Below are 16,620 nucleotides of genomic sequence, written 5' to 3' on the forward strand. Positions count from 1 at the left end.
TCTCTCATACAGAACTCCCTTAAATAAATTATTTGATAAATAATTCTCATCATGAATCAAATATATTCGATAAATAGGAGCAACATCAATCAACGTATTTTTAATATTTAGTAACGAGTAAGTGAAAAATGTATAACGACCTGTAGATTATTTAGGATAGCGTATGTATTTTCGCTGTCCTTCAATTATTGGTTTATTTTCTTCTATCATTTTATTGTAATTCAAGGTGATCATGGTTTCAAAATCCTCATCTATGATCAGGTTCAGATTGTCCATACTCTTACGCATTTTCCTAAGGTTACCACTAATTCCTTTAACGAATTTTTTAGATTGTCGATCAAGTTCCCTCCATTGTTTCGTTGTCTTTAAAAAAGAAGAAAAGGCATGTATTTCATCATTGTTATCGAGTAAGATTTTTAAATTTAAATATTGATAAAGTGTCAATAAATTTGCTGCTTCCTGAGTTTTAATAATGTCTTTCATAAAGATTTCCCGACGTATTAATACATCAGTCTCATAATATTGCTTATATTCAGTTACTAGTGAAAATATTTTTTGTTGATTTTTCCAAAGCTCTGAAAATGCTTCTTTTCCAGTCAATGCAGATAAATTAGAGTCATCAACAGGTATACTGAGCGGTTGTGTAAAATAGTTTGCATTAATTTTTAAAAAATCTTTGCCGATATCAAGTACATTATTATTTAAGTCGGCAAAAATCGCCAAGTGTCTTTGAGCCTCTAATGCCTCATCGAGCTTTTCATCACCAATTGTCAAATATGCTGTTGCCACAGGAGCATTATTCTTAGTAAATCCAGCCATATAATAAGGCGTTCCATTTACCATCCAATAAACCGGATTAACAAACGCTCCCTCTGTCCATTTCTTATACTTTTTTACTTTTTTCATGAGCAGTTTAGTAACTGAATCATCCATTTCTATATCGCCTCCTTTGAATATTATTACCAAATAATAGCACTATCTAAACTATGGGTATTTGAATTCCGTGTTTAAGAAATGAGATAGTATTTTTAAAATATGTTGTAATAAAAAATCCCTTTATAAAGATAAGCAGATTCATTTAACTGCTCGTTTTATAAAGGGAGATATCAAAAGAATTATATTATTTTATACTTTTTATGTCCGTTCCAGCACTGTCGCGAGCATCCGGTGAACGACTTCGTGATCGCGGATATCATGCAGCTGATAATCCTTGCCTGGTAACGTGTAAACGTCAGTTGAGCCGACATAGGAAATGGCGAGTTCGAGTGTACCGTCTTCCTGGCAGGTCGTCCGTAATTCCAGTTCGCCGCTGATGACGCCGACTTCATTTGTCATCACACCATGCGTGGCGGTAAAAGTAGAGGTTTTCGTTTCCATCGAATCGACTCCTTCTTAGTAGGTACAGGTGTTCAGCATCGTTTGCAGTGCTGTTTTTTCCGTTGATTGAAGACTTAAGCCCCAACGGCTTTTCGTATTGATCCACATTTTCGAGTACGCACAGCTTGCACCGGCACGGGTCGGTTTCCACGTCGATGGATCCTGGTCACCCTTTGAACGGTTTGAGCTTGCGGAGACGGCAATCAATTGCGGACCGTTGAGGTCGTTTGCGAACGCCTGACGTGTCGTTGTCGTCCAGCTGCTTGCACCCGAACGCCATGCTTCCGCGAGCGGCACGACATGATCGATGTCGAGATCGGACGGGTTTGTAAATGTCAGTCCATCATAATAACTGTACCATGAGCCCGACGTGACCGGACAGCTGCCGACGTAGGAATCCGCATCACGTTTCAAGACGACTTGGCGTGTGTCGCAACCGCTTCCCTGGCTGATCCAGTGTGGGAACAGATCACGCGAGTACCCGGTCATCGTACTTTCGGCTTTGACCGTTAAAGCATTGAGTTCGGATTGTGCCGTCGCTTTTGACGGGATACCGGATGGGAGTGCGGAAACGGGTGAGAGATCAAACTGAAATGCAGTGAGGAATAAAACAAACGATACGACGAGTAACTTGAGTTTCTGGAACATGAACTGCCTCCTCTTATGTATGGTCGTGAAAGAAGTCTCTCACATCTCCCAGTATCCCATTGAATATTTTGAAGAGGGTTAAAATCATGTAAATATTATAAAAGTTGAATAATTTTGATTAAAAATATTTTTTTGAAATTAAGACTAAAGTAACAGAAAAAAGAAGCTACTTGAAAAAATTAAAATTGCGGAGACTTTTAACATAAAAAAATTCAACTCTTGTATAGTAAAGGGGTACCTCTGTTCGATTCGGACAGAAGGCACTCCTTTTTTTCAGGAGCCACGAGGAATTCAAATGCCAAGGAGCTGAAACATTACCATGAATAAACAAGATATCAGTGATATTCGTCGCCATTTTAAGGTCGACTCGGAACTACTTAAAATCAACGAAATTTATAATGTATATATCCGCAAAGAAACGAGTGAAATCTTCTACGAAGAAAGCCGTCCGTTCGCCTTTCTCGAACTTGAGCAACAGGAATTGTTCCTCGCGAACTTCAAGAAAGTCCTGACCGGGAAACTCGACATCAAGCTATTTGAGGTCAAGTTCCAGCAGCCGGAAGAAGGCGCGACCGGACATACGCAACAACTGTTGTACGAAGGCCTGTACACGGAAGAAACGGAAGATTGGACGGAACAGATGCAACAGATTGCGCTGAAGATGGTCCAGGACGTTCAGTACGACAATGATATCGTCGTTACGTTCATCCGCGGGCAGTACTACAAGACGACAAAACGGCAGGAGGACGAGACGGAGGTCAACAAAAACGATGAAGTTTACACGACTCCTTTTATTCTCAGTAGTCTCAATCAGACGGAACTTCCGAAACAGTCGCTTGTCTTCGACTACGTTGATCTTGAGTTCAAGTCGAACCTGCTGATCAATCCGGTCATCAAACTCGCTTCACCGATCGGCGGCTTTTTATTCCCCTGCTTTACGGATAATGCGGCGGACGTCAACCGTGTCCTGTACACAGCAAGCAAGCCGAATAAACCGGACGTTTTGTTCATCGAAAACGTCCTGAACGGCGAACAAATCGTGACTGCAGAAGAAGACAAAGCGGTGTTTGAAGAAATCGTCAAACTCGTCATCGGCGAATCGGTCGATTCAAAAACGCTCGCGGGTGTCTATGAGGAAGTCAATCACCTGCTTGTCGCAGAAGACGAAAAAGAGGACGAACCGGAAGATATCCCGATGCTTGACGTCAAAGAAGTCGAACGGGTCTTAAAAGCGAGCGGGATTGAAGACGTCAGTACGGAACAGGTTGAACGGGCTTTCAAAACAGTCATCGATGATACGGAGTACGAGATGAAGGCAAGCAACATCGTCCCGAACTACGAAGCGAAATCGATTAAAATCAACACAAAAGTCGCGAATATTTCGGTCAGCGCGCAGGATTTGAAGTACATCAAGCAGGTCAATTACAACGGCAAACAATGTCTGTTGATCGAAGTCGAGGAAGATACCGTCATCGACGGATTTACGCTCGTCTCGGAAGAAAATATTTTAAGTTAATTCCAAACGGCACTCGTTTCGCGTCATTCCGACAAGGAAAGCACACGAAAGACGGGTGCCGTTTTTTGAATCATCCAGAATGATTGATTAATCGGATAAAGATGCGTATGATTGGTTTTGTAAGCGGTATCTTTTAAGAAAAAGAGATATCGAACATTTTTTTAATTATTTACGAAAGCGGTTTCGATACTTATTTTTACAAATGAATCACCTCTTATAAGCACGCTAGGAATTCGATAAAAGGAGGAAGAAACATGGGACAGGAGTATCAGCAATTGGTCGACCGGTTAGCGCAAAAAAAAGCCGGTGAACGGCAGGATGGTGTCGACGTCGTCATCAAACCGGTACCGGACCGGACAGAAAGCGGTGTCCTCGATCCGCGCGTCTTCGAAGTCATGACGCAACAGCCACAGGACAGTTCACCGGCCGGTCCTTTTTCACTCGAAGCAGCGCGGGCCGGGATGGGGTGGGTCAACACCGACCTGACGACGACAGACATCACGACGGAAGACATCGTCATTCCAAGTGCGGAACAACCGATTCCGGCACGAATCTATCGTCCCCGGTCGACGGAACCGTTACCGGCGGTTGTCTATTTCCACGGCGGCGGCTTTTTCGGTGGAACCCTTGAACCGGTCGAACATCCTTGCCGGTTGTTGGCGGAGCGGGCAAACGTTGTCGTGATTTCAATTGATTACCGGCTTGCACCGGAACATCCATTTCCGGCCGGACTGAACGACTGTTTCACAGCCGTTACATGGGTCTATGAACAAGCGGAAGCGCTCGGAATCAAACGCGCGCAGCTCGCTGTTGCCGGCGACAGTGCCGGTGGGAACTTAGCGACGGTCTGTGCCCTGCTTGACCGCGAACAACAGACAGAGATGATTCAGTACCAGATCCTGCTCTATCCGGTCGTCAATCTCGCGGCTCTGCCGACGGATGATTTCAACTGGCGTCTTGACGCATATGAGATGAATGAAAACCGAGAACTGCTTGAAGGAATCGTCACAGCCCTTGAAGACACGGATGGACTGTTGAATCGGTTGTACCTGCAAGGGACGACAAACGTCCAGGATTCGCATGTCTCCCCGCTATTCAGCGATAAGCTGGCCGGACTGCCGGAAGCATTGATCATCACGGCAGAATACGATTATCTCCGTCTTGAAGGCGAAGCGTACGGACGAAAACTCGCGCGGTCAGGTGTGAAAACAAAACGGATTCAGTACAACGGGATGGACCATGCCTTTATCGAAAAGCTCGGACAGTATCCGCAAGCGGAAGACTGCATCACGGAAATCGCAAATGGTCTGAAGAAGCGGTTTGCGACTAAACAACCAACAGGAGGATGAATCGATGACGACATATACATTAGATTGGAACGCCTATACGGCACTGGCGAGGCAGACGGTCGCAGAAGGGGCGGTCCTGCTGAAGAATGACAAGCAGACGTTGCCGCTGTCTGCGGGAACAACAGTTTCGGTGTTCGGACGCAATCAGTTCAACTATTATAAAAGCGGAACGGGCTCGGGCGGGATGGTTAACGTCACACACGTGACAAGTCCGCTCGAAGCGTTGCAAGACCATCCGGATGTGACGGTCAATGCCTCGTTGACGGAAGTCTATGAAGCCTGGCTGAAAGATCATCCATTTGATAAAGGCGAAGGCTGGGCCGCTGAACCGTGGTCGCAGGAAGAAATGCCGGTCACGGATGAAGTCGTCGCAGACGCAGCGGCGCAATCGGACGTCGCGATCATCATGATTGGTCGGACAGCCGGTGAAGACCGCGATAACACAGCGGATCCGGGCAGTTATCTGCTGACGGACGTCGAGTTGACACTGATTGAGAAAGTCTCCGGAGCATTTTCGAAGACGGTTGTCCTGTTAAACGTCGGCAATGTCATCGACATGCAGTGGGCGCTTGATTTTAACCCGAGTGCAATCCTGTACGGATGGCAAGGCGGAATGGAAGGCGGCAACGCCTTGATCGATCTTTTGACGGGAGCGGTCACACCATCCGGAAAACTGCCGGATACGATTGTCCGTTCGCTCGATGCCTATCCGTCGACGCCATACTTCGGTCATGAAGACCGGGCGATTTACAAAGAAGACATCTATGTCGGATACCGTTACTTCGAGACGTTTGCGAAAGACGACGTCCTCTATCCGTTCGGGTTTGGTTTATCCTATACGACGTTTGATGTCGTAACGGATACGGTCGACATGACGGAGCAACAAGTCACGTTAACGGTCACCGTCACGAACACAGGGACGTGTAGCGGGAAAGAAGTCGTCCAGGTGTATCTTGAAAAACCACAGGGACAACTGGGTAACCCGGCACGGGGACTCGTAGCCTTTACGAAGACGCAACAGCTCGAACCGGGGCAACAGGAGACGGCAACGTTGACGGTGCCTCTGACGGAATATGCAAGTTACGATGATGCCGGCGTGACCGGACATAAATCGTCTTACGTCATCGAAGCGGGTGCTTATCATCTGTACGCCGGAACGGACGTCCGGACAGCGGCGCATGTGGCAACACAAACGATTGAGACGTTACGTGTCGTTGAGACGTTAAGTGAAAACATGGCACCGGTCACGGCATTCGACCGGTTAAAGCCGCAACAGACAGAGACCGGATATGACGTGACGTATGAAGCGACACCACTTCGGACGATTGATCCGGAAGCCCGCCGTTTAGCCGAACGACCGGCAGCACGCACGTATTCGGACAACCAGGGACTGACCCTGAAGGATGTCTACGAAGAGAAGACGTCGCTCGACGTGTTCCTCGATCAGTTGATGGATGAGGATCTTGCGGCGATCGTCCGCGGTGAAGGAATGAACTCCCCACGCGTTACTCCGGGAACGGCAGCGGCGTTTGGTGGCGTGACCGACCGGCTGACAGCGTTCGGGATTCCGGCAGCCTGCTGTGCCGACGGTCCGTCCGGCATCCGGATGGATATCGGAACAAAAGCTTTCTCACTGCCGAACGGAACGCTCGTCGCCTCAACGTTCAACGTCGATTTAGTCGCGGATTTATTTGAGATGACAGGGCTTGAACTCCGGAAAAACGGCATCGATACGTTGCTTGGACCGGGGATGAACATTCACCGTCATCCACTCAACGGCCGGAACTTCGAATACTTCTCGGAAGATCCACATTTAACGGGGATGATGGCTGTCGCCCAGCTCGACGGGATGCACCGGGTTGGCGTGACCGGAACGCTGAAGCATTTAAGTGCCAACAATCAGGAATTCCATCGTCATGATCTCGATTCGATCGTCTCGGAACGGGCGTTACGGGAGATTTATCTGAAAGGATTTGAACATGCCATCAAACGGGGACAGGCATATGCGATCATGACGACATACGGTGCCGTCAATGGTCTGTGGACCGCCGGCTTGTATGATCAGAATACCCGGATTCTCCGCGACGAGTGGGGCTTTGACGGTGTCGTCATGACCGACTGGTGGGCGAAGATCAATACGGAAGAAACGGAAGCCAACCGGCAACAGACGGCGACGATGGTCCGTTCACAAAACGATCTCTACATGGTCGTCGGAGAACCGGGGGCGAATCCGTTTGAGGATGATACGCTGTCGTCGCTTGCAGACGGGACGTTGACACGGGCGGAGTTGTTACGGAGTGCGGCGAATATCTGTCAGTTCATCCTGCAGTCACCGGTCATGGAGCGGACGCTTGGTCAGGAATCAACGGTTGAGGTCACCGGATTGCCGGAAGAAACGGATGATCTGAACGAACAGGCGGTGACGCATCAGCAACTTCAGAGCGGCGTTCCGATCGTTTTCGACGAACTCGATACGTCGACCGGAAGCAGCCACGTCTTTGCCGTGACGGCGGAAGAAACGGGGATGTACCACGTCACGTTCGAAGCCCGGTCGTATGCCGGGGAACTGGCACAGATGCCGGTGACCTTGTTTGCGAACAACATGCCGGTCGCAACGTTTACGTTTAACGGCACGAACGGCGAATGGGTGACGCAGACAAAAGATGTCTTCGTCTTTAATCCGCACAACTACTTCAAATTGTACTTTGCGCTTGGCGGGCTTGAGCTCAAAAACATCACCTTTACGTTAACGGAATCGTTCCATATGAAAAACGGGTAAACTAAACACCAGGCAGTCAGTTGCTGTCTGGTGTTTAACGCGTTTAAAAGGAGGACCCGATGCAATTCTCAAAAATGAAAAAGCAGATATTATCGTTCGTCGCACCACAGCTTCAGCAGCGTATAAATCTCTATGCGACAGTCGACCGTCGTTTTCACGATGGTGAAGCTCGAGTTTGGATGACGCTGGACGGAAAAACTTTTTTTAAGGCGGAGGATTTACGGTTTACATTAGAGTCAGATCGTCGTTATGAGTTGGCGAAGGCACGATTACCTGAAAAACCCGTCTGTTTTACACTGGATATCTTTCAATCGGATTGGTACAAGGCATCGAGTGAATTAAATGAGCAGATTGAACGTGAGTTGGAGGAAGAGGGATGGCATGCTAGTTACGGCGTACAACAGGATTTGTTGCTGTATCCGACGCTCTCGATTGAAGAGGCGTTGACGCATCCCCATGCCTTCATCCGCGGCTTTGCGTTGCTCGATCGGCGCGTCGGGAAACGGCGCTTGGAACGAGTGACATGCGATACACCGTTTGAATTCACCTGTTTAAAGATTCGACTTGAAGCGGAATCCAACTAACGACAAAGAAAAGAGCAAGGCGCGATGCCTTGCTCTTTTGCATGTTCAATTCAAATCTTTAAATCGAAAACGAATTAACAGCGTGAATGCCTTCTTGTTCGACGAATTCGTCAAGCAAAGCACGGACATCGTCCGTTGAATTCGTATCCATCAGACGGGCGCGTAATTCGCTCGCCCCGCGGAAACCGCGGACATAAATCTTGAAGAACCGGCGGAGCGGTTTGAAAAGACGCGGTTCGAATTCAGATGAATACTGATCATGTAAGTCGAGTTGCAGACGCAACAGATCCAGTAATTCTTCGCTCGAATGGTCTTTCTTTTCAACTTCGAACGCGAACGGGTTATGGAAAATCCCGCGTCCGATCATGACACCGTCGACACCGTACTGCTCGACGAGTTCAAGACCGTGTTGACGGTCGTTGATGTCTCCGTTGATCGTCAAGAGTGTCTGTGGTGCCACTTCATCGCGGAGCTTCTTGATTTCCGGAATCAGTTCGAAATGGGCCGGGACCGCACTCATTTCTTTACGCGTCCGCAGGTGAATCGACAGGTTGGCGATGTCCTGTTCAAGAATGTGGCGTAACCAGTCATGCCATTCTTCGACTTTGGAATAACCGAGGCGTGTCTTGACGCTGACCGGCAGACCGCCGGCTTTCGCTGCTTGAATCAGTTCAGCGGCGACGTCGGGGCGGTTGATCAGTCCCGATCCCTTTCCGTTGACGGCGACGTTCTGAACCGGGCAACCCATGTTGATGTCGATTCCCTTAAAGCCCATTTCCGCCATCCCGATACTCATTTCACGGAAATATTCCGGTTTGTCGCCCCAAATATGGGCGACCATCGGCTGTTCATCTTCCGTGAACTCAAGGCGTCCGCGGACACTCTGTTTGCCTTTTGGATGACAGTAACTTTCCGTATTCGTAAATTCAGTGAAGAAGACATCCGGACGTGCCGCTTTCGCGACGACGTGACGGAAGACGACGTCCGTGACATCTTCCATTGGAGCAAGTACAAAAAATGGTCGTGGCAGGTCCTGCCAAAAGTTGTTTTTCATCGTATATAAAACCCTTTCCTTAAGGTAATTCGTTTTGCACAATTAAAATTTCATCAACTATACACTTTAAGCGTAATGAGGAAAAAGTGCAAGCGGATGGTTTAGGAAAGGGGCGGCACCGGATAATGAATCAAGGCGGTGGCCGGTGTGACTTGTCCGTTCGATTGTTTGTAGATGATATGCTTTGCCGACAACTCGGTCGGTGACTTCAGACCGGCAGCAGCGGTCAGATTATATAACCCTTCCCGGAGCGAGATGATGTAGTTCGTCACCCGGAAACTTTTTTCATCGACGATCAGCGCTTGTTGGAGTTTCGGATCGGTCGTCGCGACTCCGACCGGACAATGGTTCGTGTGACAGACTTGCGCCTGGATGCAACCGACGTTAAACATCAGACCGCGGGCGATGTTGACGAAATCGGCACCAAGCCCTAAAGCGACCGCAATCTTATCGGCACTGATCAGTTTGCCGGAAGCAAACAGTTTGATCCGGTCGCGGATGCCGTGAGCGACCAGCAACTGATGCAGATACGGCAGGGCCGATTTGAGCGGTAAACCGGCCGCATCCGCAAGTTCCTGGAACGACGCACCGGTTCCGCCTTCTCCGCCATCAATCGTAATGAAATCCGGATGTTTTCCGGACGTTTCCATGTAAGAGACGAGTTCATGCAGATCGTTTAGATTACCGACGACCAGTTTGATGCCGACTGGCTTTCCGCCGGTCTCCCGCAACAGTTCGACAAACGTCAGCATCTCTTCCGGTGTCTGGAATTCATTGAACCGGTTGGGACTGTCGATACTGACGCCGGCTTTGACGTTCCGGACGGACGCGATTTCAGCCGTGACTTTCTCGCCTTCGAGATGACCGCCCCGTGTTTTTGCACCCTGCGCCAGTTTTAGTTCGAAGGCTTTGATTTGCATCAGTTCACTTTTCTGTTTGAATTGTTCGAGCGAAAAAGAGCCGTCTTCCGTCCGGACACCAAATAGTCCCGGACCAATCTGGAAGATGATATCCACGTCACCTTTTAAGTGATAGTCGGACAGTCCGCCTTCACCGGTATTCATCCAGGTTCCCTGCGCCTGGCCGAGACCGATTGATAGTGCCGTAATCGCCCGGTCACCGAGCGCACCGAAACTCATCGCCGACTGACCGATTAGTCCGAAGACTTGAAACGGATGACGGCAGGTATGCTCCCCAATGATCGGAGCGTCAGCGGCAGGAAGTAAAAACGGTGCAATCTGCTTTTCGACCAAGTGTTCCTTACGGGTCAGGAGATTATCCTGATCAAGTTGATAGAGATGAGTCGTAATTTTATGTTGATTATCGATCCGCAGTTCCTGACGGTTCGTCGGAAAAAGGGCATTTTGCAAATAAAAGCCGGCTGCCTCAAAATCACGTTCGGAACCAAATCCCATCGTCCGCGTATTATATTTACCGGCCAGAACCGCGGTTTTATAATCATTCCGGGAAAACGGTTTGTCTTCATTGTTGTTTAAGAATAAGTACTGCCGAAGTTCAGGACCGATTTTTTCAAGGATGTAACGGATTTTTCCGAGAACGGGAAAGTTTCGTAAGATGGAGTGCTCCTGTTGTTTATGATCAATGTTCCACAGATAAAGCCCAAGCACTAACGGAACGAAGATGATGAGTGAGATCAATGTCAGGATAATCGTCAGAATGATGGTATCAGTCGACATAGGAGTGCCTCCTTCAGGAGTGGGAGCGGCGGGACGATGAAGAGGGAAAACCAAATATGTTAGTCGAATAAGGTAAAACAAGACGGTTCTATCAAGATACCACTTGCCTAAAGAATACAAACCTAACGGATAAGATAAAGGAGAGGATGATTTCTTATGCATACACTGTACATGAAACAGAAAGTATTCAGTTTACGGGGACGATTTTCGATTCAAGATCAGCAGGAACAGGACGTCTATCTCGTCGAAGGCAGCTTTATGAAGCTGCCGAAGACTTTTTCAATCTCGACGGTTGATGGTGAGGAAGTCGCCGTCATCACGAAAAAAATGCTCAGCCTGTTGCCGAAGTTTTTTATCGAAGTCGACGGGGAAACACTGACAATCGAGAAATCATTTACGTTCTTTAAAGACCGCTATACGATTGATGCGGCAGATCTCGAAATCGACGGAGACTGGTGGGATATGGATTTTGAAATCAAGCGTCACGGCGAAGTCGTCGGAAGTGTCGAGAAAAAATGGTTCACGTTTGGTGACAGTTATGAAATTCAAGTCTTTGATCCGGACATCGAGAAGATTTTGATTGCGCTTGTTGTCGCTATCGACTGTGTCAAAGAAGATGAAGAATCCAGTTCGTCGTAAGAAAGCACTCAGGAGAGGAAACGGATATGAAACAGCTTTTGATGAAACAGTCGTTTGAATGGAATCGCCGATTTACGGTTGCGGATGAAGCCGGACAGATCGCATATGAAGTAAGAGGACAGTTGTTCCAGATGCAGAAACACTGGCAACTCGTGCACGAAGGATCCGAAGTCGGTCGGGTGACGAAACAGACGTTCAGTATGTTGCCTCACGTCCTGATTGAACTGGACGGGCGTGTCGTTGCAACGATTCAAAAAACCAGATTTGTGATGTTTTCGAATTACCGGATTGACAGCCGGGAGTTGCATGTCGACATCAACTGGGCGACGATGACGTTCAGCGTCATGTATCAGGGAAATAAAATCGGGCAAGGCAAAAGACGGTGGGTCCGCTTCGGCAAACAATACGAATTGACACTGCTCGACGACACGGCAGAACAACTGTTTTTGAGTGTCGTCCTCGGTCTTGACCGGGCGAAAGCCGATAAGACGGTTTCGACGCTGTTTTCAGATGACTGGACAAGGGGGAAGAAATAAATGGAACGATGGGATATTTATACGGCAGACCGCGTAAAAACAGGCCGGACCTGGCCACGGGGGACGGAATTAAAAGACGGCGATTACCGTCTCACTATTCATATCTGCCTGTTTAATAAGCAGGGACAAATGTTGATTCAGCAACGTCAGCCGTTCAAAGAGGGCTGGCCGAACATGTGGGATCTCAGTGTCGGCGGCAGCGCAACGGCGGGTGACACGAGTCAAACAGCAGCGGAGCGTGAATTATTTGAGGAACTCGGACTATCGCTGTCATTCGAAGGACAACGGCCACATTTGACGGTGCCGTTTGAAGATGGATTTGATGACTATTACTTAATTGAAACGGAAGTCGACCTGACGACCTTGACGTTACAGGAAGAAGAAGTTCAAACCGTCAAATGGGCGACGGAAGACGAAATCATTACCGGCATCCGGGAAGGGATATTCATCTCCTATCATGAACCATTGATCCGGTTGCTGTTCATCCTGCGGCATCAATACGGTGCCCATCAAAAATAAACAATCCCCAGGTCGCAGGCGACACTGGGGATTGTTTGCAATCAGGCTGTTTTTTTCGAAGCCGGAACCGATTGTTTCGGTTTGGTTTCCGGTAAAAAGAGACTAAAGATCAGGTACGTCGAACAGCTGAGGAAAAAGACGACCATCGAAGCCGTATAACCCATCTGACCGAGCGTGTAACTCCAAATAATCGTAAAGATAGTTTGGGTCGCATACGCAATCGCCCAGAACAGACCGAACAAGACGGTAATCTTTTGTGGTGTCATCCCCTTCATTTCGTGGGCGAGATTCATGAAGATCGGATACTGAATGTACATCGCGAACCCGGAGATGAAAGCAAAGAGATACGAGACGAGCGGTGATATGTTGCCAAACGCAACCGTGACGATGAAACTACCGATCATCACGAAGCCACTGATCAGAAGAATCGGTTTTCGTGGTGTCCCGCGGCTACCGATTTTCAGACCGACGAAGGTCCCGATAATGCCGGCGCCGGAGACCAGCAGATTGACGAGCGATCCGTTTAACTCGGTATACGTGTCAAACACCGGTTTGAGTCCGACGAGCGACAGAATATACAGTGTCAGGAAGCCGCCGAACGCGATCGCATACTTCCATAAGAAGCTGTCTTTGATCGCATCCCGGTAGCCGTAAGCCGTGACGATTTCGTTTTGATCACTTGCCGTGTTCAAGTCGAACTCTTCACTGAAGATCAACCAGGCGAGGAACAGGACGGCTGTTAAAGCAGTAAAAATCGTTAACGTCAGCTGCCAGTTGTTCGTGAATTGAGTCGCAAAAAACGTAAACAGTAACGAGACGACAAACGCACCGACATTATACGAGACGGTATTGAGTGCACTGATCCGGAGTTTTTCCGTCGGGTTACTGATGTAGCGGGTGACGACCGGATTCATGTAGACGATGACCATCGAGCCGCCGAGCCCCATGACCATCCGTGCCGCCGTATATGCCCAGTAGTTCGGCAGATAAATGGCGACGATCGCCATCATCAGGAAGAACAGTGCCAGCATCGGTGCCTTCTTGGGTCCGAGCTTCATCAAAATCAGTGCCGCCAAGATGTTCGCGAAAACGCGGGCGGTCGTAATCGAGTAGTTGACGAGTTGTGAAATCAACGGGTCAACGGTCCGGTCTCCGAAAAAATGAGCCGTGATTTGTGGGGTTAATGAGGAACCGGCGACCCAGTTCATGGCGAACGTCGCATAGGCGAACCAGAGAACAGCCATCATCAAATACCCTTTTCGTGCGTGACTTGCTTGTGTAGACATAATATACCCCTTCTTTTCTTAAGGCGATTCGCTGTAAGACAGGAATTCGAACTACTTCACTTTGTTATCAATTCGTTAAATGTAGTCGAGTTCGAAGGGGAAGTAAAATAGATAATTCTTATGTTTTCCATAAGTTAAAAGAATAGATAAAAAGTTATCATATGCATTTGGTGAATACTTGAAAAAATGACGTTTTTCATTCAGTCTGTTTGCGTATTGAAAGGCAAGCGTTCACAAGTCAGACCCTTAGAATTTTTGACGAGACGATAGATATCCGGGTTACGCAACTGTTCCCAGTCCGGATAGTCGAAATTTGAATCGATGGTTTTTAACAATAAGACCATCGCGTTTCCGTGCGTCACCAATACGGTGTGACGTGCAGGATGAAGAAATGCCTCATGGAGGACGGATGAGGCCCGTTCCATTGCTTCACGACTGGATTCACCACCGGGAAATCGGAGATTAAGATCGGAAAATGTCGCTTTTAAGTCAGACCGCCAGTCATGTAACGAAGAAGTACTGAGTATACGCTCCTGCAACCGATTCTCCAATTCGATTGGACAATCATACATAGTGGAAAGTGGAAAGACAGTGTCGTATGCGCGTTGAAATGGACTCGATAAAATCCGGTCAACCGGAATGGATTTAAAAAAGTCAGCGAGTAATAGCGCTTGTTTTTGACCTTGTGGCGTCAACGGAGCATCGGCTGCTTGTCCGGTCGCTTCACAATGACGGATAAGGTAATAGATCTGCAATGTAAGTTCCTCCTTGAGTATCATGATTTAGGTGACTTCTGGGAAAGGAGCTTGAAGTCCTGTTTCAAGTTATGAAAGAAGAAATGAAAGAATTTGATAAAACGGTTGACAAACGATCCTAAGATTACTAGTATTAGAAACAATTCAGGTGATTATGTCACCTCAGCAACCGAATAAAAAGAGAAAGCTATGATTGTCATGGGTCAAACTATGGCAGGAGCAGCTTCTGGAGAGACCGTGTAAACGGCGCCGAAGGGTTCACAATCTCAGGCAAAAGGACAGAAGAGTACTAAATCTTTATTTTTTGTGTTGGCTTTGCCGACCAGAAAATGATTATTTGCTATTCTGATGATTTTTTTGAGATTGGACACCCGTCCAGTCTCTTTTTTGTTGGACTGACAGAACAGTCTGACCGGGGGAAACAGAGAGATCATCAAAGGAGGAGTTTAGGTTTGGAACAGCAAGGATTAAAGCGGGATTTATCGAATCGTCATGTCCAATTGATTGCGATTGGTGGAACGATCGGAACAGGGTTGTTTTTAGGATCGGGGAAAGCGATTCAGCTGGCCGGTCCATCGATCGTATTTGCTTATCTGCTTGTCGGGATTGCGATTTTCTTCGTCATGCGGGCACTCGGAGAGTTACTGTTGTCAAAAGCCGGTTATCAGTCCCTGACGGATATCGCGGAAGATTATCTCGGACCGCGCGCCGCGTTCGTAACCGGCTGGACGTATTGGTTCTGCTGGATCATGACGGCGATGGCCGACGTGATCGCCGTCGGTGTTTACGTCAAATACTGGTTTGATATCCCGCAATGGATTCCGGCCGTTATCGCCCTGTTGATCTTACTCGGCTTTAATCTCCTGACGGTCAAACTGTTCGGAGAACTCGAGTTTTGGTTCGCCTTGATCAAAGTCGTCACGATTTTAGTCTTGATCGGCGTCGGAATCGTTTTGCTCGTGATCGGCTTTAATACGGATGCAGGACCGGTCACGGTCAAGAACTTGTGGCAGCACGGCGGGATGTTCCCGAACGGTGTCACCGGATTCCTGTTGTCGTTCCAAATGGTCGTCTTCGCTTATGTCGGAGTGGAACTGGTCGGAGTCTCGGCCGCCGAAACGGCTGATCCGAAAAAGAACATTCCGTCCGCAATCAATAAAATTCCGTTACGGATTTTGTTCTTCTACGTCGGTGCCTTGCTTGTCCTCTTGATGATCAATCCATGGACCGGACTGAACGCAACGGAAAGTCCGTTCGTCAAGACGTTTAGTCTGATTGGGATTCCGGTCGCGGCCGGAATCATCAACTTCGTCGTTCTGACATCAGCCGCATCTGCTTGTAACAGCGGAATGTTCTCGACGAGCCGGATTCTCTATAATCTCGGGAATCAAAAACAGGCACCTCAATCATTTTCGAAGCTCAATAAAAATCATGTGCCGGCGAATGCGTTGTTCGTCTCGACGCTGGTCGTCTCGGGTGGGGCTCTGTTGAGTAAATTACTTCCGGGACAAGCGTTCAGCATCGTGACGACGATCAGTGCGATCTGTTTCATCTGGGTTTGGGGCGTTATTCTCGTCTGTCACTTGAAATACAAGAAGACACAGCCTGAATTGCATGCTGCGTCGACGTTCAAAGCGCCGTTGACACCATTCGTCAATTACCTTGTGCTCGGTCTGTTCACACTGATTTTAATCGTCATGCTCGTTGCGGACGAAACGCGTCCTGCGCTTCTCCTGACACCGGTCTGGTTCATTGGATTGTTTGTCCTGTATCAGCTGCGGACAAAAAAACATCAAAAAGCAGAACGTCACAGTGCGTAATGCATCAAAGAAATAAACAAAGACCCGATTCCCTGCCGAACAAGACAGGGAGCCGGGTCTT

At 48.2% G+C, this 16,620-nt stretch carries 15 protein-coding genes and 1 riboswitch; of the genes, 8 read left to right on the top strand and 7 right to left on the bottom strand.

The features are described from left to right. Positions 1-147 precede the first annotated feature (147 nt). From KNP93_RS10380 to KNP93_RS10390, 3 genes are all read right to left on the bottom strand, one after another. The gene (locus KNP93_RS10380) at positions 148-933 is read right to left on the bottom strand and encodes a hypothetical protein (RefSeq protein WP_131503614.1); all 786 of its coding nucleotides are present in this window, start codon (positions 931-933) and stop codon (positions 148-150) included. 201 nt (positions 934-1,134) lie between these two features. Next, positions 1,135-1,377, bottom strand: coding sequence for a hypothetical protein (locus KNP93_RS10385; RefSeq protein WP_214766782.1), 243 nt, complete (start codon positions 1,375-1,377; stop codon positions 1,135-1,137). A gap of 15 nt (positions 1,378-1,392) precedes the next feature. Then, entirely contained in the window at positions 1,393-2,025 is a 633-nt protein-coding gene (locus tag KNP93_RS10390) for an HNH endonuclease family protein (protein WP_214855170.1), read from the bottom strand. 319 nt (positions 2,026-2,344) lie between these two features. Between KNP93_RS10390 and KNP93_RS10395 the strand changes: the two genes are divergently transcribed. From KNP93_RS10395 to KNP93_RS10410, 4 genes are all read left to right on the top strand, one after another. Beyond that, on the top strand, positions 2,345-3,541 hold the full coding sequence (locus tag KNP93_RS10395; protein ID WP_214855173.1) for a DUF4317 domain-containing protein: 1,197 nt from the start codon (positions 2,345-2,347) through the stop codon (positions 3,539-3,541). Between the two features lie 254 nt (positions 3,542-3,795). Continuing rightward, positions 3,796-4,890, top strand: coding sequence for an alpha/beta hydrolase (locus KNP93_RS10400; protein WP_214855175.1), 1,095 nt, complete (start codon positions 3,796-3,798; stop codon positions 4,888-4,890). 4 nt (positions 4,891-4,894) lie between these two features. Further along, entirely contained in the window at positions 4,895-7,669 is a 2,775-nt protein-coding gene (locus KNP93_RS10405; RefSeq protein WP_214855177.1) for a glycoside hydrolase family 3 protein, read from the top strand. 59 nt (positions 7,670-7,728) lie between these two features. Further along, positions 7,729-8,253 carry an SF0329 family protein gene (locus KNP93_RS10410; RefSeq protein WP_131973567.1) on the top strand — a complete coding sequence of 175 codons (525 nt, stop codon included), beginning with the start codon at positions 7,729-7,731 and terminating at the stop codon, positions 8,251-8,253. Between the two features lie 58 nt (positions 8,254-8,311). On the opposite strand, the gene KNP93_RS10415 is transcribed toward KNP93_RS10410, so the two are convergent. Then, the gene (locus KNP93_RS10415; RefSeq protein ID WP_012371870.1) at positions 8,312-9,307 is read right to left on the bottom strand and encodes a tRNA dihydrouridine synthase; all 996 of its coding nucleotides are present in this window, start codon (positions 9,305-9,307) and stop codon (positions 8,312-8,314) included. A 101-nt stretch (positions 9,308-9,408) separates the two neighbouring features. Then, the gene (locus KNP93_RS10420) at positions 9,409-11,004 is read right to left on the bottom strand and encodes an FMN-binding glutamate synthase family protein (protein WP_214855179.1); all 1,596 of its coding nucleotides are present in this window, start codon (positions 11,002-11,004) and stop codon (positions 9,409-9,411) included. Positions 11,005-11,160: 156 nt separating this feature from the next. Here KNP93_RS10420 and KNP93_RS10425 point away from each other — a divergent pair, with 156 nt between their 5' ends. Genes KNP93_RS10425 through KNP93_RS10435 form a run of 3 tightly spaced genes read left to right on the top strand, consistent with a single transcriptional unit; the run spans position 11,161 to position 12,698 of the window. Continuing rightward, on the top strand, positions 11,161-11,643 hold the full coding sequence (locus KNP93_RS10425) for an LURP-one-related/scramblase family protein (RefSeq protein ID WP_131973565.1): 483 nt from the start codon (positions 11,161-11,163) through the stop codon (positions 11,641-11,643). Positions 11,644-11,669: 26 nt separating this feature from the next. Continuing rightward, the gene (locus KNP93_RS10430; RefSeq protein ID WP_214855181.1) at positions 11,670-12,179 is read left to right on the top strand and encodes an LURP-one-related/scramblase family protein; all 510 of its coding nucleotides are present in this window, start codon (positions 11,670-11,672) and stop codon (positions 12,177-12,179) included. Next, positions 12,180-12,698 (top strand): NUDIX hydrolase, encoded by a 519-nt coding sequence (locus KNP93_RS10435; protein WP_214855183.1) that lies wholly within the window; start codon positions 12,180-12,182, stop codon positions 12,696-12,698. Positions 12,699-12,739: 41 nt separating this feature from the next. Here the strand turns inward: KNP93_RS10435 and KNP93_RS10440 are convergent, their stop codons facing one another. Then, complete coding sequence (locus KNP93_RS10440; RefSeq protein WP_214855186.1) at positions 12,740-13,984, bottom strand: MFS transporter; 1,245 nt, start codon at positions 13,982-13,984, stop codon at positions 12,740-12,742. Between the two features lie 200 nt (positions 13,985-14,184). Further along, positions 14,185-14,739 (bottom strand): histidine phosphatase family protein, encoded by a 555-nt coding sequence (locus KNP93_RS10445; RefSeq protein ID WP_214855188.1) that lies wholly within the window; start codon positions 14,737-14,739, stop codon positions 14,185-14,187. Between the two features lie 216 nt (positions 14,740-14,955). Continuing rightward, a riboswitch (glycine riboswitch) is annotated at positions 14,956-15,031 on the top strand. A gap of 160 nt (positions 15,032-15,191) precedes the next feature. Here KNP93_RS10445 and KNP93_RS10450 point away from each other — a divergent pair. Beyond that, positions 15,192-16,559 (top strand): amino acid permease, encoded by a 1,368-nt coding sequence (locus KNP93_RS10450; RefSeq protein WP_131973560.1) that lies wholly within the window; start codon positions 15,192-15,194, stop codon positions 16,557-16,559. Positions 16,560-16,620: the final 61 nt, after the last annotated feature.

The sequence above is a fragment of the Exiguobacterium sp. s166 genome (genome assembly GCF_018618855.1).
In the GTDB taxonomy this organism is placed as follows: Bacteria; Bacillota; Bacilli; order Exiguobacteriales; family Exiguobacteriaceae; genus Exiguobacterium_A.

Coding starts and splice junctions, on each gene's coding strand:
- KNP93_RS10380 (WP_131503614.1), bottom strand. CDS start 933: ATGGATGATTCAGTTACTAAACTGCTCATGAAAAAAGTAAAAAAGTAT.
- KNP93_RS10385 (WP_214766782.1), bottom strand. CDS start 1,377: ATGGAAACGAAAACCTCTACTTTTACCGCCACGCATGGTGTGATGACA.
- KNP93_RS10390 (WP_214855170.1), bottom strand. CDS start 2,025: ATGTTCCAGAAACTCAAGTTACTCGTCGTATCGTTTGTTTTATTCCTC.
- KNP93_RS10395 (WP_214855173.1), top strand. CDS start 2,345: ATGAATAAACAAGATATCAGTGATATTCGTCGCCATTTTAAGGTCGAC.
- KNP93_RS10400 (WP_214855175.1), top strand. CDS start 3,796: ATGGGACAGGAGTATCAGCAATTGGTCGACCGGTTAGCGCAAAAAAAA.
- KNP93_RS10405 (WP_214855177.1), top strand. CDS start 4,895: ATGACGACATATACATTAGATTGGAACGCCTATACGGCACTGGCGAGG.
- KNP93_RS10410 (WP_131973567.1), top strand. CDS start 7,729: ATGCAATTCTCAAAAATGAAAAAGCAGATATTATCGTTCGTCGCACCA.
- KNP93_RS10415 (WP_012371870.1), bottom strand. CDS start 9,307: ATGAAAAACAACTTTTGGCAGGACCTGCCACGACCATTTTTTGTACTT.
- KNP93_RS10420 (WP_214855179.1), bottom strand. CDS start 11,004: ATGTCGACTGATACCATCATTCTGACGATTATCCTGACATTGATCTCA.
- KNP93_RS10425 (WP_131973565.1), top strand. CDS start 11,161: ATGCATACACTGTACATGAAACAGAAAGTATTCAGTTTACGGGGACGA.
- KNP93_RS10430 (WP_214855181.1), top strand. CDS start 11,670: ATGAAACAGCTTTTGATGAAACAGTCGTTTGAATGGAATCGCCGATTT.
- KNP93_RS10435 (WP_214855183.1), top strand. CDS start 12,180: ATGGAACGATGGGATATTTATACGGCAGACCGCGTAAAAACAGGCCGG.
- KNP93_RS10440 (WP_214855186.1), bottom strand. CDS start 13,984: ATGTCTACACAAGCAAGTCACGCACGAAAAGGGTATTTGATGATGGCT.